General features: G+C 65.2%; 23 protein-coding genes. 8 read left to right on the plus strand and 15 right to left on the minus strand.

Features of this window, described 5'->3' with window-relative positions; genetic code table 11:
• Positions 1-134 precede the first annotated feature (134 nt).
• Positions 135-1,088: an iron-siderophore ABC transporter substrate-binding protein gene (locus O5O53_RS09275; protein ID WP_269511593.1), complete on the plus strand. Its 954-nt coding sequence runs from the start codon at positions 135-137 to the stop codon at positions 1,086-1,088.
• A 21-nt stretch (positions 1,089-1,109) separates the two neighbouring features.
• Here the strand turns inward: O5O53_RS09275 and O5O53_RS09280 are convergent, their stop codons facing one another.
• The 6 genes from O5O53_RS09280 to glf all read right to left on the minus strand — a co-directional run bounded on the left by O5O53_RS09280 (position 1,110) and on the right by glf (position 6,550).
• Complete coding sequence (locus O5O53_RS09280) at positions 1,110-1,880, minus strand: ABC transporter ATP-binding protein (RefSeq protein WP_269511596.1); 771 nt, start codon at positions 1,878-1,880, stop codon at positions 1,110-1,112.
• Positions 1,877-2,872 carry a FecCD family ABC transporter permease gene (locus O5O53_RS09285; RefSeq protein WP_269511599.1) on the minus strand — a complete coding sequence of 332 codons (996 nt, stop codon included), beginning with the start codon at positions 2,870-2,872 and terminating at the stop codon, positions 1,877-1,879. The genes O5O53_RS09280 and O5O53_RS09285 overlap by 4 nt, the downstream gene beginning before the upstream one ends.
• Positions 2,872-3,894: a FecCD family ABC transporter permease gene (locus tag O5O53_RS09290; RefSeq protein ID WP_269511602.1), complete on the minus strand. Its 1,023-nt coding sequence runs from the start codon at positions 3,892-3,894 to the stop codon at positions 2,872-2,874. Before O5O53_RS09290 ends, O5O53_RS09285 begins: the two co-directional genes overlap by 1 nt.
• A gap of 12 nt (positions 3,895-3,906) precedes the next feature.
• Entirely contained in the window at positions 3,907-4,809 is a 903-nt protein-coding gene (locus O5O53_RS11775) for a siderophore-interacting protein (RefSeq protein WP_269511605.1), read from the minus strand.
• A 136-nt stretch (positions 4,810-4,945) separates the two neighbouring features.
• Complete coding sequence (locus O5O53_RS09300; RefSeq protein ID WP_269511607.1) at positions 4,946-5,197, minus strand: hypothetical protein; 252 nt, start codon at positions 5,195-5,197, stop codon at positions 4,946-4,948.
• A gap of 162 nt (positions 5,198-5,359) precedes the next feature.
• Positions 5,360-6,550: a UDP-galactopyranose mutase gene (glf, locus tag O5O53_RS09305; RefSeq protein ID WP_269511609.1), complete on the minus strand. Its 1,191-nt coding sequence runs from the start codon at positions 6,548-6,550 to the stop codon at positions 5,360-5,362.
• Between the two features lie 159 nt (positions 6,551-6,709).
• Between glf and O5O53_RS09310 the strand changes: the two genes are divergently transcribed.
• Complete coding sequence (locus O5O53_RS09310) at positions 6,710-8,638, plus strand: N-acetylmuramoyl-L-alanine amidase (RefSeq protein WP_269511611.1); 1,929 nt, start codon at positions 6,710-6,712, stop codon at positions 8,636-8,638.
• On the opposite strand, the gene glpK is transcribed toward O5O53_RS09310, so the two are convergent.
• Positions 8,635-10,095: a glycerol kinase GlpK gene (glpK, locus tag O5O53_RS09315; RefSeq protein WP_269511613.1), complete on the minus strand. Its 1,461-nt coding sequence runs from the start codon at positions 10,093-10,095 to the stop codon at positions 8,635-8,637. The genes O5O53_RS09310 and glpK overlap by 4 nt on opposite strands.
• Positions 10,096-10,408: 313 nt before the next feature.
• On the opposite strand from glpK, the gene O5O53_RS09320 reads away from it, so the two are divergent.
• The gene (locus tag O5O53_RS09320; protein ID WP_269511616.1) at positions 10,409-11,290 is read left to right on the plus strand and encodes a hypothetical protein; all 882 of its coding nucleotides are present in this window, start codon (positions 10,409-10,411) and stop codon (positions 11,288-11,290) included.
• Here O5O53_RS09320 and O5O53_RS09325 read toward each other — a convergent pair.
• From O5O53_RS09325 to serS, 3 genes are read right to left on the minus strand one after another with little or no spacing between them, the layout of a single operon-like run.
• Entirely contained in the window at positions 11,287-12,126 is an 840-nt protein-coding gene (locus O5O53_RS09325) for an HAD family hydrolase (protein WP_239306130.1), read from the minus strand. The genes O5O53_RS09320 and O5O53_RS09325 overlap by 4 nt on opposite strands.
• 6 nt (positions 12,127-12,132) lie before the next feature.
• The gene (locus O5O53_RS09330) at positions 12,133-12,966 is read right to left on the minus strand and encodes a lysophospholipid acyltransferase family protein (protein ID WP_269511618.1); all 834 of its coding nucleotides are present in this window, start codon (positions 12,964-12,966) and stop codon (positions 12,133-12,135) included.
• Positions 12,966-14,219: a serine--tRNA ligase gene (gene serS / locus O5O53_RS09335; protein ID WP_181889245.1), complete on the minus strand. Its 1,254-nt coding sequence runs from the start codon at positions 14,217-14,219 to the stop codon at positions 12,966-12,968. The genes O5O53_RS09330 and serS overlap by 1 nt, the downstream gene beginning before the upstream one ends.
• Positions 14,220-14,323: 104 nt before the next feature.
• Here serS and O5O53_RS09340 point away from each other — a divergent pair, with 104 nt between their 5' ends.
• The 3 genes from O5O53_RS09340 to O5O53_RS09350 are packed head-to-tail and all read left to right on the plus strand — an operon-like array spanning position 14,324 to position 16,506.
• Positions 14,324-15,052, plus strand: coding sequence for a GntR family transcriptional regulator (locus O5O53_RS09340; protein ID WP_269511621.1), 729 nt, complete (start codon positions 14,324-14,326; stop codon positions 15,050-15,052).
• A 9-nt stretch (positions 15,053-15,061) separates the two neighbouring features.
• Positions 15,062-16,156: a septum formation family protein gene (locus O5O53_RS09345; RefSeq protein ID WP_269511624.1), complete on the plus strand. Its 1,095-nt coding sequence runs from the start codon at positions 15,062-15,064 to the stop codon at positions 16,154-16,156.
• 2 nt (positions 16,157-16,158) lie between these two features.
• The gene (locus O5O53_RS09350) at positions 16,159-16,506 is read left to right on the plus strand and encodes a metallopeptidase family protein (protein ID WP_269511626.1); all 348 of its coding nucleotides are present in this window, start codon (positions 16,159-16,161) and stop codon (positions 16,504-16,506) included.
• 6 nt (positions 16,507-16,512) lie between these two features.
• On the opposite strand, the gene O5O53_RS09355 is transcribed toward O5O53_RS09350, so the two are convergent.
• The 4 genes from O5O53_RS09355 to O5O53_RS09370 all read right to left on the minus strand — a co-directional run bounded on the left by O5O53_RS09355 (position 16,513) and on the right by O5O53_RS09370 (position 19,561).
• Positions 16,513-16,908, minus strand: coding sequence for a hypothetical protein (locus O5O53_RS09355; protein WP_269511629.1), 396 nt, complete (start codon positions 16,906-16,908; stop codon positions 16,513-16,515).
• 14 nt (positions 16,909-16,922) lie between these two features.
• Complete coding sequence (gene pheA / locus O5O53_RS09360; RefSeq protein WP_269511632.1) at positions 16,923-17,750, minus strand: prephenate dehydratase; 828 nt, start codon at positions 17,748-17,750, stop codon at positions 16,923-16,925.
• On the minus strand, positions 17,747-18,580 hold the full coding sequence (locus O5O53_RS09365; protein ID WP_269511635.1) for a hypothetical protein: 834 nt from the start codon (positions 18,578-18,580) through the stop codon (positions 17,747-17,749). Before O5O53_RS09365 ends, pheA begins: the two co-directional genes overlap by 4 nt.
• A gap of 78 nt (positions 18,581-18,658) precedes the next feature.
• Positions 18,659-19,561, minus strand: coding sequence for a DUF2891 family protein (locus tag O5O53_RS09370; protein WP_269511638.1), 903 nt, complete (start codon positions 19,559-19,561; stop codon positions 18,659-18,661).
• A gap of 17 nt (positions 19,562-19,578) precedes the next feature.
• On the opposite strand from O5O53_RS09370, the gene O5O53_RS09375 reads away from it, so the two are divergent.
• Positions 19,579-20,277: a CPBP family intramembrane glutamic endopeptidase gene (locus O5O53_RS09375; protein ID WP_239306122.1), complete on the plus strand. Its 699-nt coding sequence runs from the start codon at positions 19,579-19,581 to the stop codon at positions 20,275-20,277.
• 31 nt (positions 20,278-20,308) lie between these two features.
• Positions 20,309-21,559: an LCP family protein gene (locus O5O53_RS09380; RefSeq protein ID WP_239306121.1), complete on the plus strand. Its 1,251-nt coding sequence runs from the start codon at positions 20,309-20,311 to the stop codon at positions 21,557-21,559.
• 314 nt (positions 21,560-21,873) lie between these two features.
• Here O5O53_RS09380 and O5O53_RS09385 read toward each other — a convergent pair whose 3' ends face one another.
• Positions 21,874-22,215 carry a metal-sensitive transcriptional regulator gene (locus O5O53_RS09385; protein WP_269511641.1) on the minus strand — a complete coding sequence of 114 codons (342 nt, stop codon included), beginning with the start codon at positions 22,213-22,215 and terminating at the stop codon, positions 21,874-21,876.
• Positions 22,216-22,225 lie beyond the last annotated feature (10 nt).

The raw sequence follows: 22,225 nt of genomic DNA on the forward strand, positions 1-22,225 counted from the left end.
TCTCAACGTACGTCGACGCGGTCCCGCGCATCACAATGAAGATTGCCACTAAGGTAAGGCATGCCTTAGTGTGATCACATGAGGTCGGGCAGACCTATCTAGAAACTCTTTGACCACCTACGAAAGGTGCAACCTTGGCACTCTTTACCTCTCGCGCACTGAAAGGGATCGCAGCCACTTTCGCCGCGGCACTCATGCTTGCCGGCTGCTCCGGCGGATCAAGTGATCCAACAGCCGCTCCCGAAAACCCCGATTCCAACGGTTCAGGGGAGCGAATTGTGACAATGGGCCTCGGCGACGTCGATACGGTCCTTGCACTCGGTGAACAACCGGTCGGTTACGCCACCTGGCAACAGGAAGGTTCGGGGGACCCTTCCGGGCTTGGACCGTGGGCCAAGGACAAGCTCACAGTCGACCCGAACCCGATCCGAGACACGACGACTGAGTTCAGCACCGACACTGCCGAAAAGGTGGCCTCGCTCAACCCGACAAAGATCATCGCGGTGAACAGCGGTCTCGAAGCCGACAAAGAAGCACTGCTCGAGCAGATTGCGCCAACCACCTTCCACTCGGATGAGAACCAAGATTGGCAGGTTCCTTGGGATGAACAAATCAAGGAAATCTCCCAGGCTTTGAACAAGGAAGCCGAAGGCGAAAAACTCATCGCCGACTCCGAGCAGGCTTTCCAAGATTTCCGCGAAGCGCACCCTGAGTTGCAAGGCAAAACAGCGATAATCGGCATGCCTTACGACGGCAAGTTCGGCGTATACACCTCGGGCGACGGCCGCGGCTCCTTCATCGAAAAACTGGGGTTCAAGATCCCGGAGAAGTTCAACGGTGATGGATCCAGCTTCTTCCTCGACTGGTCCCCAGAGAACTACGCCGACTTCAACGACGTGGACTACGTCTTCGTATTGGACTACTACGGCGCAATCGATGCTCTGAAGAACGACGCCACCTTCATGGACCTCGATGTGAATAAGCGTGGCGGGGTCTACTGGTTAGACACAGACACCGCCAACGCAATGAGCATGCCGAACCCCCTGTCTATCCCATACGCAATCGAGCAAATCAAGAAGCAGCTCTAGAACACCAGGCAGAAGTGGTGCTTACCGGGGGACAACCAGTGGACCCCCGTTTACCGGGTCTGTTGCCACGACAGCAGGCAGATGAAAAACACGGTCCAGTAAGGACTCGGTGAGCACTTCGGCGGGCGCACCGACCGCTTCCACCTCGCCACGCCGCATCACGGCGAGTTGATCTGAGTAGCGTGCAGCGAGGTTCAAGTCATGCAGCACCATAAGCACGGTCCGCCCCTCCTGATCAGCGAGTCGACGTACCAGCGACAAGACCTCGACAGAGTGAGACAAGTCGAGATAGGTCGTAGGCTCGTCCAAAAATACGAGCGGAGTCTCCTGCGCTAAGACCATCGCAATCCATGCACGCTGACGCTGACCACCAGAAAGCCGCTCGAGCGGACGGTTTGCAAACTCCGTGACATTGGTCAGTTCCATAACCGCATCGACCACACGGGAATCCTCAGCTGAATCCTGTCGCAACCAGGATTGATGCGGGTGGCGTCCGCGGCCAACCAAATCACGAACCGTCAACCCCTCGGGAGCGACCGGGGTCTGCGGCAATACTGCCAGCTGACGTGCAATCTCGCGGCGCTCCAGTTCCGCCATGTCCACGCCGTTCAGCGTTACCGTGCCGCAGTCGCGTGCAAGAAGCCCTGCTGATGCTCGCAACAGCGTTGACTTGCCGCAACCGTTTGGGCCGACGATTGTGGTGATACCGCCTTTGGGCACGTCGAGATCAATGCCGTCGAGGATGACGGAAGCGCCATAACTCACCGTGAGATTTCGGACTTGAAGCATCATATGGACACCTTTCGTGTTGCACGCAACAGCGTGTAGAGCAGCACTGCACCACCGATTGCCGTCGTAGCTATCCCCACCGGCAGGTTCCCTGGCACCAGGGTTCGCACCGCCAAGTCAGCGACGGAGACGATCGCCGCGCCGGCGAGCATCGCGGTTCCTAATGGCGGCGTTGCTGCATGGGTGATCTTGCGACCGATCTGTGGCGCGACAAACGCCACGAAGGCTATCGGCCCAGACGCCGCAACGCCCATCGATGCCAGCATCACAGCCATCAGCATGAGGATGAGCTGGGTACGCCGGGGCTCTACCCCGAGACCAGCCGCGGTGTCCTCCCCGAGCGAGAGCGCCTCAAGCTTGAAGGCTGCCCACCGCAATAGCGGAATGACGACCGCCAGTGCAATGAGTACCGCGATTGCGTCGTGCCAACCAGCTGAACCCACCGAACCGGTTACCCACGCCTGCGCCTTGCCCACATCCCGATAGTCGGCGCGAACAAGCAGGAACGAATTGTAAGCCATCGCCAGCGCATTAATGATGATTCCAGCGAAAACAAGCTGGAAGGAACCGAGTACAGCGCCACGGCTCAGCCACCAGATCGCCGCGGACACGGCCATTCCGCCGAGGAATGCACTGAGCGGCACGCCCAGTGCACGCAACGTCATCCCGGCGCTGCCACCAGCGAGCAACGCAGTCAAAGCGAAAGCGGATGCGCCCGAGGTGACACCCAAGATGTCAGGGCTGGCCAATGGGTTCCTTGTAATGGTCTGGAAGATTGCCCCGGCAAAGCCCAGCGCAGCACCTACACCCAGCGCCGTGACCACTCGTGGCAAGCGCCACTCGAGAACTACGGTCCGGGCCAACTCCGTGGTTTGGCCCATGAGAGCGGAAACTATGTCTCGAACCGATAGCTCGAAATCTCCGACCATCACGCCCCCAAAGGCCGCAGCTAAGGCCAGCACCGCTAGAACACTATTCATCGCGACAACCCGCATCAGAGTTTCGTCCCCTTCCGCAAGATATGCAGTGCGAATGGGGCTCCAACGAAGGCAAGCGTGATGCCCACCTGCAATTCTCCGGGGCGTGCGATGACGCGACCAAAAACGTCGGCAAGCAAGAGCAACGTCGCTCCAGCTAGTGCTGAGCACGGCATCACCCAGCGGTAATCCGGCCCCGTGAGGGTGCGCACAAGGTGTGGAACTACCAGGCCGACGAACCCGATTGGTCCGGCCCCAGCCACCGCTGCACCGGTGAGCAACGCAACCAGGACAATGCCCACGGTCCGCGCGATGGATACTCTGACGCCAAGCGCATTTGCTACGTCATCTCCCAGGTTTAGGAGGTTCAGCTGATTCGCCGAAACAAAGGCGCCCACGAGACCGAAGACAATCACGGGAGTGAGGACTGCGACCACCTGCATATCGCGTCCGGCAATAGCACCCGCTGTCCAAAACCGCATCTCATTAAGGCTTTGCGTATGCGTCAGCACGATGCCGCTCGTCAGCGCAGAACAGACCGCGCCCAACGCGGAACCTCCAAGCACCACCGTAATCGGAGTGGATCCTAGGCTTCTCATGCTGAGCACGAATACAAGAGCCACCGCAAGCATTGCCCCGAGGAATCCCACCCCGACAGTGCCCAATACCGTCATTGAGCCGTGAAAAGAAATGGCTGCTGCCACAGCAAGCGCAGCGCCAGGCCCGACGCCCAGCAAGTTTGTGTCCGCTAGCGGATTTCGGGTGTGCCCCTGCAGTAGTGCTCCCGCAGTGCCCAGCGCTGCTCCCACCAGCAAACCAAGCAGGGTGCGCGGAACACGGAGTTGCGCAATGATCTTCGCCTTATCGCTGGATGCCTCAAGTTGTTCAGCCGTGTCCGAGAACGCCAGCACGATTCCATCACGAACCGCGCTCACCGCTGTTTCAAACCCCATTTCGCGCGCCCCGATCAACAGCGACCCCAGCGCCGCACACACAGTGGAAACCACCAGGAAGGCGACAAGCCCAACACGTTTACTCACGCTGCAACTCCATTACCTCCAGTACCCCATGAACGACACGTGGTGGCGAGGCACGCCCGCCTCACCCACCAGGAGCCGCCGCATCACCGTCACAGCTGTATTCTTCCCGGCGATCCAGTAATAGGTATGCCCTGCAGTATCCGAAGTGGGAGCTATAGATTCACCACTGCTGGAATACGTGGGTGTCTCCCAGACTTCATCGAGCGGGATCTCATCCACAAGACCAGGTTTTCCTGCCCCCAGCGAAGCGCAGGCACAACGGGATTCAACCTCCTTTTTCAGCTGCGCACGAAGCAAGCCTCCGTAGTCGAAGTCCCCCTGTGCGCGAAAGTGCCAGCGGACATCAACCTGTGGAGGGGAGTCGATGAGCAGGTGATTGCCAGCAGGTACCTCAATATCGACAGAACCGGCGAGCCCCTCTGGCCAATCCGCCAAGATTCGAGCCATTGCAGGTAGCGCAGTTTCGTCGCCGTAGAGGCGCGCGACTGCAGCAGACCCCGGGTCAAATTCGATACCAACACCGGAATCGTCGTCGCGGGTTGGCCCAACAATCAGCAGCTGCTGTCCAGGTTGTGCGTCCTGCGCCCACGCCGAGGCGGGACCGGGACTATCGCTGTGCAAAACAAAATCCACATCCACTTCGTCAGGCCCATCAGCACTTCGCCGGAACTCCCGAATGGAATAGGTACGCAGGTGGCCGCGCATGTGCTCCGGCATTGCACGCCACGTTTCCCACCACCCCTCTTCCGGAAGCTCGAACAGACCACTGGCAGGCGGGATCAGCAGCTTGATACGCAAATCCCTAATGGGAACGGCGGGCCCCATGGAGTCGACCCCGGTGAACGTCACCCGCTGGAAACTCGGTGCAATGCGTTCACTGCGGGCGACGGTTGCAAGGAAAGGCCTAAAACTCACCCCGCAAACTATATAGGCTTGCCTAACCTAAGGGAAGATCCGACTGCATCCCAGGAAACGTAATTACTTCCCACAAGCCGGTCGGCGCTTTGCTTTAGCCGAGAGGGGAACCGAGGGCTCGCCGAACTCCCAGTGGCTACACCGCGTCGAAGAATTCCACCGTGGTGCCGTCGAGCACCTTCGAGGGCACCCCGATCTTGCCGGCGTCCCGGACGGCGGCGTAACCGGACAGCCGGTCACGGTAGTGCAGGAAGCGTTTGAGGCTGCCGAGCTCGGTGACGTCGAGAAGCTCAGCGTCGCCAAAGCTGTGCGGGTTGTCGTTGTATTCGGCGATGACGCCCGCGCAGTCCGGGCAGTCGGGGTGAACGAAAATCTCTTGCGTTGCCATGCCACCGACCCTAGCGCCCGGGCTCCGCGCACGGCCGCCCCTCGCTCCCCCGCTGCGGATCCAGCTATCAGGACCCAGCTATCCGCCTCCCCCCCCTGAGGGCGAAAAACGAGGTACTACTAGTTGGATCCGCGGAATGGAAGGGCGGAGCCGAACAGCGCCTTAGTGCCCGCGGGGCTGGCTCAGCGGCTCGCCGGACTCGAAGAACGGGCGCAGCTGGTTGTCAAACAAGGTCAGCGCCGCGGCGATGGCCATGTGCATGTCCAGGTACTGGTAGGTGCCCAACCGGCCGCCGAACAGGACGTTGTTCTGCTCGGATTCTTCGGCCGCGAGGCGTCGATACGCTTCGAGCTTCTCACGGTCCTCCGGGGTGTTGATCGGGTAGTACACCTCGTCGTCGTCCTCCGCGAAGCGGGAGTATTCCTTCACAATCACCGTCTTGTCGGTGGGGTACTCGGAGCGCTCCGGGTGGAAGTGGCGGAACTCGTGGATACGGGTGTACGGCACGTCCGCGTCGTTGTAGTTCATCACCGGGGTGCCCTGGAAGTCGCCGACCTCGAGCACTTCCTGCTCGAAGTCGAGGGTGCGCCAGCCCAGGCGGCCCTCGGCGTAGTCGAAGTACTGGTCCAGCGGCCCGGTGTAGACCACGGGCGCGTCCGGGTTCTCGGCGCGGATTTCGGAAGCGACGGCGAACCAGTCGGTATTCGTGCGGACGTCGATAAGCTCATGCTCCGCCATCTTCTCCAGCCAGGCGGCGTAGCCGTCGACGGGCAAGCCCTCGTAGGTGTCGTTGAAGTAGCGGTTGTTGAAGGTGTAGCGCACCGGCAGGCGCGAGATGATCTCCGGCGGCAGGTCGGTGGGGTCGGTCTGCCACTGTTTGGCGGTGTAGTGCTTGACAAACGCGTCGTAGAGCGGCTTGCCAATGAGCGCAATGCCGCGCTCCTCCAGGTTCGTCGCGGCCGCGGGGTCGAGGCCTTCGCGCTGCTCCTCGATGAGCTTCTTCGCCTCTTCCGGCGAGTAGTAGCGGCCGAAGAACTGGTTGATCAGGCCGAGCCCCATCGGGAACTGGTAGGCGGTGCCGTCGTGCATCGCGAAGACGCGGTGCTGGTAGTCCGTGAAATCGGTGAAGCGGTTGACGTATTCCCACACCCGCTCGTTGGAGGTGTGGAACAGGTGCGCACCGTATTTATGCACCTCGATGCCGGTCTCCGGCTCGTTTTCGCTGTACGCGTTGCCGCCGATGTGGCTGCGCTTTTCCACCACGAGGACGCGTTTGCCCAGCTCGCTCGCCGCCTGCTCGGCCACGGTGAGGCCGAAGAAACCCGATCCAACAACAATGAGGTCGTATGCCATGAGGCCTATTTTCGCACAATTGCCTATCGACGGAGCTCCGCCACGACACGCCCCAAAAGTCTCAAGTCTTTCTTGAGACTTGAACTTGCACTACACTTCGTTTCTGTCACATTTGCCACTGCTTTCGCAGTGAACACATAGAACCCCAGGAGTATTACTGTGCAGCAACGTCGCAGCATTCAGGGCGGCGCGGCCCGACCCGCCCGGGCCGCGATCATGCCCGTGATCGTGTCCGTCCTCCTCGTCACAGCACTGGTCGCCGTCAACGCGTTCAACGGCAATCGCATCCTGCAGGTGCAGTCCCTCGGCGCAGGCGCCCCGGAGGTCTACACCACCACCTCATCGTTCGCTTCCGGCGACAACATCACCGTCGACGACGCCGCCATCCGCACCCAGGGCGGCGAAGAAGACCACGTGCGCCGCGTGGTCAAGGAGTTCACCAACGACCGCGAGTTCTCCATCGTGGGCCTGACCTGGACCGGCGACCGGGATGTCGCCGCGTACGTGCGCTCCCAAAAGGCCGACGGCGCCTGGTCCGAGTGGTTCGAGATGGACCCGGCAGACCCGCAGGCGGGCTCCGACAAGTTCGGCACCGAGCCGATCTACGTCGGCCGCACTAAGCGCATCCAGGTCTCCACCGGCAACGTGGACCTGCTTGAAGGCGGCCGCGCCGCCTCCGACGCCCCCACCACCGCCAACGACATCGAAGCCGTGTTCCTGGACGGCGGCACCGGCACCGCGCAAGGCGGCATCCAGCCGGTTGCCGACTCCTACACCCGCGGCATGCCCAAGGTTGTCACCCGCGCGCAGTGGGGCGCCGGCCGCAGCAGCACCCCGTACTACTCCGAGCCCACCACCGCCGCTACCGTGCACCACACGGCCGGTTCCAACAACTACTCCGAGGCCGAGGCACCGGGCATCGTGCGCGGCATCTGGAACTACCACACCAACAACCTGGGCTGGGGCGACATCGGCTACCACGCGCTCGTCGATAAGTACGGCAACATCTACGAAGGCCGCGCCGGCGGCATGGACCGCGGCCCGCAGGGCGCCCACGTCGGCTCCTTCAACCAAAACACCTGGGGCGTGTCCATGCTTGGCGACTACCAGACCGCCGAGCCCACCCCGGCCGCCCTTCGCGCCATGGGCGAGATCATCGGCTGGAAGGCCGCCGTCGCGGGCTTCGACCCCACCGGCTCCAGCTACCACTTCGCCGAGGGCAACTTCCGCGACTCCAAGTACGCAGCCGGCCAGGGCGCGATGTTTAACAACATCAACGCCCACCGCGACTTCCACTACAACACCTGCCCGGGCGACAACCTGTACTCCAAGCTGCCCGTGATCCGCGCGACCGCGGCCACGAAGTACCGCTCCCTGGGCGGCGGCCGCTCCGGCATCGGCTCCGTCTTGGACCGCTTGGGCAGCAACGACAACACGTCCACCACCACGACCCCTGCTGCAACGGCGACCGACGCCGCCACCGCGACGGCTACCGCCCCGGCGCCAACACCGAAGCACGAGGGCAGCCCAAGCAACGGCACCCCCGACGGCACCCTGGCCGCACTTTCCTCCGGCGACCCGAACACCATCGCCACCGTGGCAGGCACCGCCATCGGTTTGGTGCTGCTGTTCCTGGCCGCTCAGGACCAGCTGCCCACCGTCTCCAACGACGGCGACACCCAGGTCTTCGAGGGCTTGACGCTGGCGCAGGCAGCCAACCTGGCAAAGCAGATCAGCCCGGCCGTCGCGCCCACCCTCAACGCGTTCGGCTCCAGTGAGGCAGCCCAGGTCTGGACCACGCTCGAGCCCACCCTGGGCAAGCTCGTCGCCGGCGTCGGCGGCCCGACCGGCCCGGCCGTGGCGCTGTACTCCAACGGCATCGGCGCCCGCAACAACGAAGGCGAGATCATCGCACTGGTGGGCAAGATCGCGGAGGCCTGGCTGCAGCAGGGCTTGGACGCCGGCCCGCTGGGCATGCCGGTGACGCAGCAGTTCAACCCCACCGCCGACACCGTGCGCGTGGACTTCGAAGGCGGCTTCATCACCTACAACCCGTCCACCAACGCGGTGGACATCAACGCAAACTAGGCCAGATTTAGGCAGCGCGACACCGCGTCCTCCCACGCGGCGACAAGCCGGTCCCTTTCGGGGCCGGCCATTTCGCTTTCCCAGGTGGTTGCGGGGCCGAGCGTGAGCGGTTCGTCGATAAGCGAAATGCCCATGCCCGCCGCCGACGCCGCACCCATCACCGTGGTCTCCGTGTTCGCGGGGCGCTCGACGGTCAGGCCGAGGATGTCGGCCTGCATCTGCATGAGCAGGTCGTTCGTGGTCATCCCGCCGTCGACCTTCAGCGCTTTCGGCTCCCCGCCCATCGCGCACACCACCTCGCGCGCCTGCAAACACGTCGCCTCGAGCGCGGCCCGGGCAATATGCCGCCTATCGACGAACCGGGTCAACCCCACGATCACCCCACGCGCATCAGGGCGCCACCTGGGCGCGAACAGTCCCGAAAATGCCGGCACGATCACCACTCCCCCGCTGTCCTCAACCTGGCTGGCCAGAGTTTCAGACTCCGCGGCGGTACCCAGGATCCCGAGCTGGTCGCGCAGCCACTGAATCAGCGAACCACCCACCGCCACCGAGCCCTCCTGCGCGTACACCGGCGGCTGGCCCTGGATCTGGTACGCCACGGTGGTGAGCAGGCCGCGGTCGCTGAACTTCGGCGTCGCACCAGTGTTGAGCAGCATAAATAGCCCCGTGCCGTAGGTCATCTTCGCGTCGTTTTCGCGGATGCCGCCCTGGCCGAACAGGGCGGCCTGCTGGTCGCCGAGCACGCCGGTGATCGGCACGCCCGCCAACGGACCGCGGGGGCGGATCTTGCCAAAGTTGCCCACCGACGGGCGGATCTCGGGGAGGATTTGTGGCGGGATGCGGAGCTCGTCGCAAAGCTGCATGTCCCACTGCAGCGTCTCCAAATCCATGAGCAAGGTGCGCGACGCGTTGGTCACGTCCGTCAAGTGCAGTGCGCGGTCCAAGTCCTTCGCGCCGCCGGTGAGGTTCCAGATCAGCCACGTGTCGATCGTGCCCGCGAGCAGCTCGCCGTTTTCCGCGCGCTGCCTTGCGTTTGGCACGTTGTCCAGGATCCACGCCCACTTCGGCGCCGCCGGGTAGGAGTTGTGAAGCAGCCCCGTCTTGCGCAGATACTTCGCGGCGTCGCCGTCGTGGTTCGTGCGGGTGTCCTGCCACACGATGGCGTTGTAGATCGGCTTGCCCGTGGCCTTTTCCCAGATCACCGCCGTTTCTCGCTGGTTGGTCAGGCCGAGCGCGTCGATGTCCTGCTCGCTGATGTCCTCGTCCGCGAGCGCCTCGCTCAACGCCCGGCGCGTGTTGCGCCAGATCTCCATCGGATCGTGCTCCACCCAGCCCTTTTGCGGCATGTACTGGGTGTGCTCGAACTGCGACTGGGCAACAACCTTGCCGTCTGTGCGTGTGATGCACACGCGCGTCGACGTCGTGCCCTGGTCAATCGCCGCAATCAAAGCCATGCGCGCGATTTTACGGGTGGGGGTGGGGTGCGCTGGCTGTGGTGGGTGCTTGAGGGCAGGTTTCGCACCAAAACGTCTGCTCGGATCGTCTAGCAGCACGGATCGTCTAGCAACAGCCGCAGCTTGCTAGACGATCAGCGTACTACTGGCACTGATGTTCATTACGAACTGGGGAAACGCGTGCGTCAAAAGCGGATCGTCTAGCAGCAGTTCCCACCGTGCTAGACGATCCGTACATCACCACCCCAGACACCCCACTCGACCCACGGCGCTCGCGTGGACGAGCAACACAGACCGTGCAATACTCCCTGCCATGGGGGGAATTCAAGAGAAACGTCAGGCTGAGCTGGATCTGATCAAGAAGGTCGCAGCACAGTGCAAAACCGCAGCAATCACGGGCCCGGCCGCTGCACGGTGGCTCGACCTTTCCACATACAAATGGGTGACCACGGTAGATCTTGCGATGCCTGGGTCGTCCCGGGCCTGGGGCAAGAAGTACCCGGACAGGATCTACCGCAGCGGCCTCCTCCGCGACGCGGAGTTCGTCGAGCACAACGGCATCCGCACCGCGACAGCGATCCGTGCCATGTTTGACTCGTTCCGCTACTACGGCGCGCTCGAGGCGCTGGTGCAGATCGAGTCCGCGCGGTTCAAGCACGAGCATCTCACCACGGACTACCTGCTGGAAAAGACCGAGATTCTCACTCGCGCCCGCGGCATGAAGGCCTTCCGCGAGCTCATCTGCCACTCCGCCGACACGTCCGCGAGTGCGTTGGAGACCATCGTGCGCGATGCGATTCTGCGCGCGATCGCCGACGGCCGCCTCACGGGCGTGGAGGCCATCGAGTTCCAGGTCGGCTTCAGCATCACCGAGGCGGATGGATGGCCCACGGTCGCGTGGGCGGACGTGCTCATCAACGGCTTCCTCGTGCTCGAGGCGGACGGGCTGGAGAAGAACAGCGGGGTGTTCGGGGATGCAGCAGAAGCTTTACGACGTGAACGCCACCGCGAAACCCAACTCCAGAATCAAGGCGCCGTGGTGCGCAGGGTGGGGTGGGATAACGCGCGCACCGACGGGTTCATCGCGCAGATCCAGAACGCCATTGACCAGCGCCCGGGGGTGCACCAGCTGCCCAACCGGATTGCCACGCCGTACCGCACCTGGCTCGCGGGCCTGGAGCAGCAGGCGAGCTAGAACCAGCGCTCGAGCACGCGCGCGACACCGTATTCGTTGTTGGTGGCGGTGACGTGGTCGGCGGCGTCGTGAAGCATGGGTGCCGCGTTGCCCATCGCCACGCCAACACCGGCCCAGCGCAGAAGCTCCAGGTCGTTGGGCATGTCGCCGAACGCAACGGCGTCGGCGGCGGTGACGCCGTAGCGCTCGGCCAGGTAGCGCGCGCCGGCGGCCTTGTTCACGCCGGGGCAGGACACCTCGATCAGGCCCTCGTCCATGGAGTAGGTCACGTGCGCGAGCTCGGGGTCTACCTCTGGCGCGATGAGCTCGTACATCTGCGCCGAAGTCATGGAGGGGCAGCGCACCAGCAGCTTCGCGGCCGGCTGGCTGATCAGGGTTTGGGTGTCGGTGACGCCGAATTGGCTGTCCCAGGCGTCCCGGTTGTACTCAGGCGTGATGATGAAGCACTCCTCTTCCGGGTCGAGCGCGGACGAGCCGACGCGCTCCACGCCGTAGCCGTGCGGCACATCGGCGAGGACGCGCTCCGCCGCCTCGACGACCTCGGCCATCGCGGACGGGGAGAGCTCAAAGGCGTGCAGCACCCGGTCTGTGGCTGGGTCGTAGACCACGGCCCCGTTGGCGCACACGCACACCGGTGCGAGCGGAAGTTGCTCCAGCACGGGGATGAGCCAGCGGTGCGGACGCCCCGTGGCCAGGCCGAAGTGGGCGCCGGTTTCGACGGCGCGCACGATCACTGCGCGCAGCCTGTCGGTGACGCGGCCGGCGGAGGTGATGAAGGTGCCGTCGATGTCGGAGATGATCAGGCGCGGGGCGTCACCGGTGGCGTCGACAGGCATGAAGCATCAACCTTTCCTACGCAGCTTCTTCGCTTCGCGCTCGGCGCGCTCCTTCGCGTAGAGCTCCTCGGCTTCCTCCGGCGTGGGCGCGGTGCCGCCGAGCGCGACCGGCATCCATGCCTCGCCCGCGCCGTCGGTGTAGAGGGAGGCGTATTCGGACCGTGAGGCGTCGAGAAGCAATTGCATCTGTCGCTTCAGCTCGGCGGTGTCCGCCTCGGCGTCGCCGGTGAGGTGGACGGGCTCGCCGTAACGCACGATGACGGGCACGTTGCAGAAGTGTTTCGGCAGGTCCTTGGTCCAGATGCGCTGCGAGCCCCACATCACGCACGGCACGAGCGGCACCCCGGCCTGGTGGGCGATGCGGGCAGCGCCGGTTTTGAAGTTTGCCAGCTCAAACGACCGCGAGATGGTGGCCTCGGGGAAGATGCCCACGAGGTTGCCTTCGCGCAGCATCTCCACAGCCGGCGCGATGGAGGCGCCGCCGCGGGCGCGGTCCACCGGCACGTGCTTCATCAACTTGAGCAGCCAACCCAAAACGGGCACCTCGAAGACGGATTTTTTGGCCATGAACCGCACCAGCCGCTCGCCGTGCAGATACGGGCCAGTGCCGAGCAGGATGAAGTCGGCGTAGCCGGTGTGATTGCCGGCGAGCATCGCGCCGCTTTCCGCAGGGATGTTTTCGGCGCCGATGACCGTGACGTCGATGTTCGTCGCGCGCATGACGCGGCGGGCGAACCGGACGAGGCCCTGGTAGAACTTCTCCACGGCCTCGTCGCGGTTGGCGGAGATGCCTTCGTAGAGCCGCGGGACGGTGAAGCCGCGGTATCGGCGCGTATCCATTACGGCGTGAGCACTTCCTTGCCCACCCACGGGCGCAGCGCCTCGGGCACGCGCACGGAGCCGTCCGCCTGCTGGTTGTTCTCCAGGATTGCCACCAGCCAGCGGGTGGTGGCCAGGGTGCCGTTGAGGGTGGCGGCGGTCTGGGTTTTGCCGTCGGCGTCGCGGTAGCGGGTGTGCAGGCGGCGGGCCTGGAAGGTGGTGCAGTTGGAGGTGGAGGTCAGCTCGCGGTACGTGCCTTGCGACGGCACCCACGCCTCCGTGTCGAACTTGCGGGCGGCAGAGGAGCCGAGGTCGCCGGCCGCGACGTCGATGATGCGGTAGGGCACCTCCACGGCGCCGAGCATCTCGCGCTCCAGACCGAGCAGCTTCTGGTGCATCTCCTCGGCGTCCTCGGGCTTGCAGTAGGCGAACATCTCCAGTTTGTCGAACTGGTGGACGCGCAGGATGCCCTTGGTGTCCTTGCCGTAGGAGCCGGCCTCGCGGCGGAAGCAGGAGGACCAGCCGGCGTAGAGCAGCGGGCCGTCGGACAGGTCGATGATCTCGTCCTGGTGCAGGCCGGCTAGCGCCACCTCGGAGGTGCCCACCAGGTACATGTCGTCACGCTCGAGGTAGTAGATCTCCTCGTCGTGCTCGTCCAAGAAACCGGTGCCCTGCATGACCTCCGGGCGCACCAGCACCGGCGGGATCATCACCTTGAAGCCGGCTTCGCGCGCCTTCTGGGCGGCGAGCATGAGCATGCCCAGCTGCAGCCAGGCGCCGTCGCCCGCCAGGTAGTAGAAGCGCGCGCCGCCGACCTTGGTGCCACGCTTCATGTCGATGATGCCGAGCGCCTCGCCGAGATCCAGGTGGTCTTTGACCTCGAAGTCGAACTCGGGCACTTCGCCGACGTGCTCGATTACGACGAAGTCCTCCTCGCCGCCGGCCGGCGCACCCTCGATGATGTTGGCGATGGAGTACTGCAGCTTCTCCAGCTTCTCCTGCGCGGCGGCCTCCTCCGCCTCGGCCTCTTTCACGCGGGCCTTGAGCTCGTTGGAGCCTTCCAGCAGCGCCGGGCGGTCCTCGGGGGCGGCCTGGCCGATCTTCTTGCCAAACGCCTTCTGCTCGGAGCGCAGCTCGTCCGCCTTTTGGATGGCGGAGCGGCGGGCCTCGTCGGCGGCCAGCAGCTCGTCCACAAGCGCAGGGTCTTCGCCGCGGGCCCTTTGGGACTCGCGGACAGCCTCGGGGTTTTCGCGCACACGCTTCAGATCAATCACGCTTGTTCACCTTACATTGTCTGCCGACCCTGCAACCGACCCTGAAACCGACGCCGCAACGGCATAACGGCGCCCGGTCATAACCAGTGCGCTATGGTGGGCGTATGACCCTCCCGATCGCAGACGGCCCTGTGCCCAAGCACGAACAGCTCCGCTCGCTTCTGGAGTCCCGCATTGCCGCGGAGTTCTCCCCCGGCGACCCGCTGCCGGGTGAACGCGCGCTGGAGGAGGAGTACGGCGTCTCCCGCATCACGGTGCGCCGCGCGATCGGGGATTTGGTGGCGGCGGGCCGGCTGCGCCGCGTGCGCGGCAAGGGCACGTTCGTTGCTCCGGCGCCGTTGGTGTCGCGCCTGCACCTGGCAAGTTTCTCGGATGAGATGCGGGCGCAGCGCGTGGAGGCGTCGTCACGCATCTTGCTGTGCGAGCGCACCACCCCGCCGGAGGAGGTCGCGCAGTTTTTCGGCACCGCCCCCACCACCACGCACATCCGTTTGCGCAGGCTGAGGCTTGGCGACGGCGAACCGTACGCCGTGGACGACGCCTGGTACAACGCCACCCTGGTGCCGGACCTTCTGGAAAACGACGTCTACCACTCCGTCTACACCCTGCTGGACAAGCATTACGGCCTGGGCGTCACGGAGGCGGAGCAGACCGTCACCGCGGTCACGGCAGGGCCGGACAACGCCCCGCTGCTGGACGTTGAACCGGACGCAGCCCTGCTGCACATCGTGCGTTTCGCCCGGTCAGGAACGCACAACGTGGAGTTTTGCTCCTCGGTGTACCGCACGGATCGCTACCGGCTGACTACTCGGGTAGCGCGAGAAGTGGAATAATGGGCCGCCATGGCTTCGAAACAGAGCGCGCTGCGTTCCTTCCTCATCGCCGCACTGGCGGGTGCCGTCGGCGCGGGCACGTACACGCTCGCCGCCGACCCCTCGGAGACTGACACCGGGGACCAGGCTTCCTCCACCACCGCCAGCTCCACCGTCTCGCCCGACCAGGCGGCGACGTTCACCACCGCCGACGCCGGGGCCTGCCTGACCTGGCAGGTGGCCGAAGACGGCACGATCACCGGCTTCGAGCAGGCGGACTGCGAGGGCGAGCACCGCTTCGAGGTGTCCCTGCGCCAGAACCTGGCCACCTACCCCACCTCCGAGTTCGGCCCGGAGGCGCCGATGCCGAACCCGACGCGCCAGGCCCAGCTGCGCGAGGAGCTGTGCGGCGCCGGCACGCTGCGTTATCTGGAAGGCAAGTACGACCCGAACGGCCGCTACTCCATCGCCCCGATCCTGCCGCCGGCGGACGCGTGGGCCCGCGGGGACCGCACGATGCTGTGCGGGCTGCAGGAGACCGACCGCGCCGGCGCGCCGATCCTGACGTCTGGGCGTGTGGTGGACCAGGACCAGGCCCGCGTGTTCGAGCCCGGCCAGTGCGTGTCCATCGACGCGTCCAACACGCTCACCGCGGTCAAGTGCGCGGACCCGCACCAGCTGGAGATCACCAGCACGGTCTCGCTCGATGAGGTTTTCCCGGACCACACCCCGGCCGTTGAGGAGCAGGACAAGCACCTCCAGGACGTGTGCACCCAGGCCGCGCAGGAGTACCTCGGCAGCGAGGAGAACCTCTACCAGATCGCGCTGCGACCGTTCTGGACCACGCAGTCCCCCGCCGCCTGGGAGGGCGGCTCCCACAGCGTCAACTGCGCGCTGATGTTCTCGCGCCCGGAGGGTGGCTTTGCCAACCTCACGGGGTCTGCGACGCAGGGCCGCGAGCATTTGCTTATCGACGACGCTCCGCCCCCCGAACGCCCCCAGCGCCGCCCCTTGAGGGACCAGCAGACCCCGGCTGCCCCAGCGCCCACCGCCGGCGCGGCGCAGGACCCCGCCCCCGCCAACGCTGGCGCTGCGCAGGACCCGGCACAGGCTCCGGTGCAGTAGCCATGCTCCCGGTCAGCGACGAGGCGTTCGAGGAGATGATCAACGACGCGTTGGACACCATCCCCGACAACTTCGCCCAGCACATGACAAACATGGTGATCCTGGCGCGGGACTACAACCCGGACAATCCGACCCTGCTCGGCCTGTTCGAGGGCGTGCCGCTGACGAAGCAGCACTCGAACCACTCCGGGTTCTTGCCGGACGCGGTGTTCGTGTACAAAAACGCCCTCGAGGCGATCTGCGTGGATGAGGAGCAGCTGCGCCACGAGGTGAAGGTGACCGTGCTGCACGAGGTGGGCCACTACTTCGGGTTAGAAGAGCACGAGCTCCACGCCCTCGGATGGGGCTAATCCCCCTTAAGAGAGCCCGCCCATCTCCTTGGCCACCCGCTGCACCTCCAGCGCGCGCTCTTCGTCCCCCATGGCGCCCAGGCCGTCAAGGCCCCGGTACTGGATCTCGTCGGCGTCCGGGTCGTAGTGCACCGCAAGGCCCCAACACGGGTCCTCGGCCGGGCGGCGCTGAAGCAGCACCTCGTACATGAGGCGGTGCAGCTGCTCCTCGAAGTCGAGCTCCACCAGCCCCACCTGGCCGTCGCTTTCCCCGAGAACGAAGAAGAACACTTGCCCTCTCGGGTTGCACCCCATGAACAAGCTCAGCGGGAATTTCTCGTGCACATAATGCATCTGGCTGCGCACTTCGTACTCGAAGCGCTCAACCGCGTTACCCGCCCATGGGTACCTGTCAGTCGGCATTGTAAAAACCATCGCTATCGTGCCTCCCTCGGCCATGTTCCCAGCTGGCGTATCTCGGTGGTGTGCGCGGCACCGGCCTCAAGTGCGTCGGCCACAGCTGCGTCGTTTGCGTGGCCCGCCAAGTCCACGAAAAAGTCGTAGGTGTTCCGTGCCTCGCGCGTGGGCCGCGACTCGATGCGCGTCATATCCACCCCGCGCGCCGCAAATTCCTGCAGCACGCGCACCAGGGCGCCGGGTTCGTTTTTCGTGCGGAAGACAATCGCGGTGCGGTCGTTGCCGGTGGGTTGCGGTGGAGCAGGTTGCTTTGCGACGAGCACGAACCTGGTCCGCGCTGTCTCCGCGTCAGCGACACCGCGCGCGTGCACTTCCAACCCGTGCAGCGCCGCCGCCCGCTCCGGGGCAACGGCCACGTCGGCCGCGCCGTCGGCCACCATCTTCGCCGCCGCGGCGTTGGACGGCGCCGGAATGAACTCCGCTTTCGGTGCGTTTTCGGCGATCCAGCGCTTGACTTGCTGGTGGGCGACGGGGTGGGTGGCGAGCCGGAGGGCGTCGTCAAGCTTCTGCCCCTGCCTGGTCATGACGGCGAACGCGATGGCCAGCTCGGTCTCTCCCACGATGCGCGCGCTTTCGGTGGCGGCGAGCGCGTCCATGGTGGTGGTCACCGCGCCGTCGATGGAGTTCTCGATCGCGCACACCGCGTACTCCGCCTCGCCCGCGTCTAGGGCGGCAAGTGCCGCGGCCGGCGACTCGACGGGCACGTACTGCGCGCCCTCGACGCCGAAGCGGCGTGCGGCTTCTTCCGTGAATGTGCCCGCGGGGCCCAAATACGCGACGCGGGTCATGGCTGCCTCTGCATCAGCGGGTGGGTGTCGTTGGCCACGTCCCTCCAGTTCTCCGCGGTGGTGCGGATGCGTTCGGCCCACTCGTCCCACGACGCGCCGCTGGTGACTTCATCGATCTGCTTGTTCATGGTGATCTGCACCTGCGCGTGGTGGAACGGCTTTCCGTCCGCGAGCGCGTCGGCGTAGGCGGTGGCGAAGGGCTCGAGCGCGGCGCGGGAGAAAACGCCGTAGATGTAGGAGAGGTTCTCCATGTAGAAAATCGCGTCCACCTGCTCGAGCTGCGTGCCTTCCGGGCCGGAAGTCATCGCGAAGAAAACGTTCAGTGCTGCCCAATCCGCGCCGAAGTACTGCGCCTGCTGGTGGATCTCCTGGCCGAGAATGGTAAACAGCTCCTCGGTCAGGTGGGCGCCAGAGGGACGAAACGCAGGCTTCATGGCCGAGCGGTGGTAGAGGTGCGCGTCCACCATCGCGGCCGCGTGCGCCCTTTGAAGTCGCTGCGCGAAGCGCTGCAGCGCCGCCGCATCCGGCATGCCCTGGGCTGGGTCGTACGGGTGGCTGCCGTGGTAGACAAACGAGTTGGACTTGGGCGCGAAGCTAGCCGCGTACAGCTGGGTGGGTCCGCCCTGGCCGGTCAGGGCAACCTCTTGCCAGAACAGCTCGTAGAACAGCTCGCGGTGCTCGTCCTCGTAGTCGATCGTCGCGGTCTGTGGCGGCTGGCCTTCCAGCTGCACCATCGCAGCGACGAAGGTTTTGCCCTCGTGCGCGATCACTACGGAGTAGAACGCCTCCAGCGGGAGGCGGTCGGAGATCTCCGCGACGATGGTGCGCACTAACTGTTGATACGGCTCTCTCGGGCTGCCCGCCCCGGGGTTCTCACCGGCTCCCATAGCCACGTTTGTACACGAATGTCACGCTCCCGTCGCGTCTTCGGCGAGCAGTGCGTAGGTGATCAGCCAGTGCGTGGCCATGAAATTCTGGCCGGTCAGGTGGGGCGAAGCTGCGTCGATAAGCGTCTGCGTACCTTGCGGCCTCCCAATTTCGCGCAGCAGCCACGCGCGGGTGAGCATGAGCCCGATGAGGTGGGCCTGCTGGCCGTCCTCCGGATCGGCGACCGTGATCGGCGTGGTGTAGAACTCGAACGCCTCGGGGGCGAGGAAGCCGTCCAGCCAGGTGCCGAACTCGCCGGCTGGCAGCACGCGGCGCATCAGCGCGGCCTCGGCCAGGCCATTAGAGACGAAGTCGTGGCCCGAGACCTCCCAGGTGTGCGGGTAGGCGCGGTCGGCGCCGAACCAGGCGCGAGCGGTGCGCTCCACCGGCTCGCGCTTCGCCGGTGCGGCGTCGTGGATGAGCAGCAGCGCCAGCGCCGAGTTCGAGTGCACGCCGTGGCGCACCGGCCACTGCTGTGTGTCCAGCCAGGCGGCGATGTTGCGCTCCAGCTGGGCCTCAAGCGGCGCGAGCGCCCCCTCCCACCGGGTGCCGCGGCACACCTTGACTAGCTGCATCGCCCACGCCCAGCCGTACGGCCGCTCGTATAGGGGATGCGCGCGCAGGTACCCGGCCTCGGCGGCGATGTTCTCTGCGGTCAGGCGCTCGTCGAGGAGGTCGGCGAGCCTGTGGTCGTCGATACGCACATGCAGCTTCACCGCGGTACAGAGCATGTGCACGCACGAGTGCCAGTCGTACGAGCCCCAGAACGCCGGATGCAGCGCCCGCGGGTCGGGGTGGCCGGGGCCGGCCTGCTCATGGTGCATGGCGGCGGGATACTCCTGGCCGACAACCTGCGTGATAGTGCGCGCCCACGAATCCTGCATGGCGTTAAAGTTAGCGCATGACTCGGCGCCTGAAGCTCGAAATCGTGCTCGTCCTCGCGGTCACCTTCGGCACCGCGGGGCTGCGCGCGGCGCTGCGGCTTGTGGACTCGCTGTTGCAAGCCCCACTGAACCAGCAGAGCACCACCATCCACGACGCGGCTTCGACGGTTCCCTGGCTGGACCTGGCGCTGCAGGCGACTTCCGCGCTGACGCTGTTCGCGTGGGGCGGGCTGGCGTGGTTCCTTTTGGAGGAACGTTGGCGCTGGCCCCGCTGGGCGGATTTGTGGCGCGGGGCCGGGTTCGCGGCGTTGATCGGGATTCCCGGCCTGGCGTTTTACGTCGCCGCGGTGCACCTGGGTCTGTCCAAGGTGGTGGTGCCGACTACCGCCGCGGTGCAGATTCCCACCTCACTGCTGTGGTCCTTCGCCAATGGCTTCGGCGAAGAGATCGTGGTGGTGATGTACCTGGTCACGCGCCTGAAGCAGCTGGGGTGGAAACCGTGGCAGTTCATCGCGGCCTCGGCGGTGCTGCGCGGGTCCTACCACCTGTACCAGGGGGTCTCCGCGGGTGTCGGCAACATTGTCATGGGCGTAATCTTCGCCTGGTATTTCCACAAAACTGGCCGGGTGTGGCCGCTGATCATGGCGCACTTTCTCATCGATGCCGTGGCGTTTATCGCCTATCCGCTGCTGGACCTGTCGTGGCTCGGAATCTAAACACTTCCGTCACACTGGTTACACTAAGCGCATGTCTACTACGCCCCATTCCAACGACCCCCGCGACAACGCGGGCGAGTTCGTGCTGGGCAAAGACGGCAAGCCCCTCGTGGACCGCTACGGTCGCCCCATTCGCCGTCGCACAACTGCTTCTCGACGCGATCCCGCCACCCGCCACCCCGACGAATTCACGCGCGTAGAACCCCGCGCGCGCAGGGTTTCGCAGCGGGTCGAGCCGGGCCACACCGTCTACGAACCCCCCGCCGCCTACGAGCCGCGCCGCGCGCCGGAGCACCCGCGCAGCCGGACGGCGCAGCAGCGCCCCGCCCCGGAGGAAGTCCCACTGCAGGTGTCGAAGCGGAGGCGGCGGGGGCCGAAGGAACGTCGCAAAGTAAAGCTCCCCGGCTGCGGCGCAGTACTTGCCCTGGTCATCGCCTTGCTCATCGGCTCGGTGCTGATCGCGGACGCGCGCCTCAACCGCACAACCGCCATGCCCGAGCAGCAAATCTCCGGCACCTCCGGGACCAACTGGCTGCTCGTGGGCTCCGATTCGCGCACGGGCTTAAGCGAAAAGGACGTCGAACGCCTCGGCACCGGCGGCGACCTCGGCACCGTACGCACCGACACCATCATGCTGATGCACCTGCCGCTGCGCGGAAAACCGACGCTGGTGTCCATCCCGCGCGACTCCTACGTGCCCGTGCCCGGGTACGGCTACGACAAAATCAACGCGGCATTCTCCATCGGCGGACCGCAGCTGCTGGTGGAAACCGTGGAGCACAACACCGGGCTGCACGTGGACCGCTACGCGGAGATCGGCATGGGCGGCCTCGCCGGCGTGGTCGACGCGGCGGGCGGCGTGGAAATTTGCGTCGCCGAGCCCATCGACGACCCGTTGGCCAACATCAACCTCCAACCCGGCTGCCAGCAAATGGACGGCCCTACCGCGCTGGGTTACGTGCGCACCCGCGCCACCGCCCAGGGCGACCTGGACCGCGTGGCACGCCAGCGCGAGTTCATGACCACCCTGGTCACGCGTGTGCTGTCGCCGTCTGTCTACCTCAACCCGTTCCGCATGGCGCGGCTGCTGTGGGTCACGCCCAGCCTGCTGACGGTCAACTCCGACGACCACGCGTGGAACCTCGCCCGCATCGTCATCGCGCTGCGCGGCGGCCTGGAAACCGAGACCGTGCCCATCGGCGGGTTCACCGACACCGAAGTGGGCAACGTGGTGCTCTGGGACGACACCGCGGCCGAAGCGCTGTTCGCTTCCCTGCGGTAGGGCGCCGAGCGGGGCGGTTGGCGCAACAAGCGTCCACAGGCGGAAAACCGGCTACCTAGATCCGGCTACCAACCGATTTGGGAGCGCGGACAAAAAGTTGGAGTGTTGGGGGCAGCACCGGTTGATGTTGCAGGTGGGGATGTGGTCAAGGTTGTTCAGTGGCGCGATCTTTTCGACCAGCAGCAACAGTGGCCATCAACCCGATCATGTCGCCGCCAGCAGCAGGACTCCGAAGCCTCCAGCCGGCAACAGGGGCGGTCAGAGTGGCCTGGCCGCCGTTCTCGACGGGGGTGTGGTGGCCGGGTCCCGGCCTGTCACCGGGCGAAACGGGCGATAGCGTCGGTGACTTCCTGGAACTTGGCGTCGGCCTCCTCTCCTCCTAACTTGGCGGCGTCACGGACGCAGTGTTTCATGTGGTCATCGAGTAGTCCCAGGGCAACGCTGCGTAGGGCAGCATTGACCGCGGAGATCTGGGTAAGGATGTCGATGCAGTACTGTTCCTCGTCGACCATGCTGTGCAGGCCCCGGGCCTGTCCCTCGATGCGCTTGAGGCGGGCGAGATAGCGATCCTTGTCGTTGATGTAGCCATGGGTGGTGTGACAGGTGTCGGCCCCACCCGAGGAAGAAGCGGCCTGATCAGGGGTGCGAGTATCCACAATGGTCTCC

Source organism: Corynebacterium faecium (genome assembly GCF_027257105.1).
Classification (GTDB): Bacteria; Actinomycetota; Actinomycetes; order Mycobacteriales; family Mycobacteriaceae; genus Corynebacterium; species Corynebacterium lehmanniae.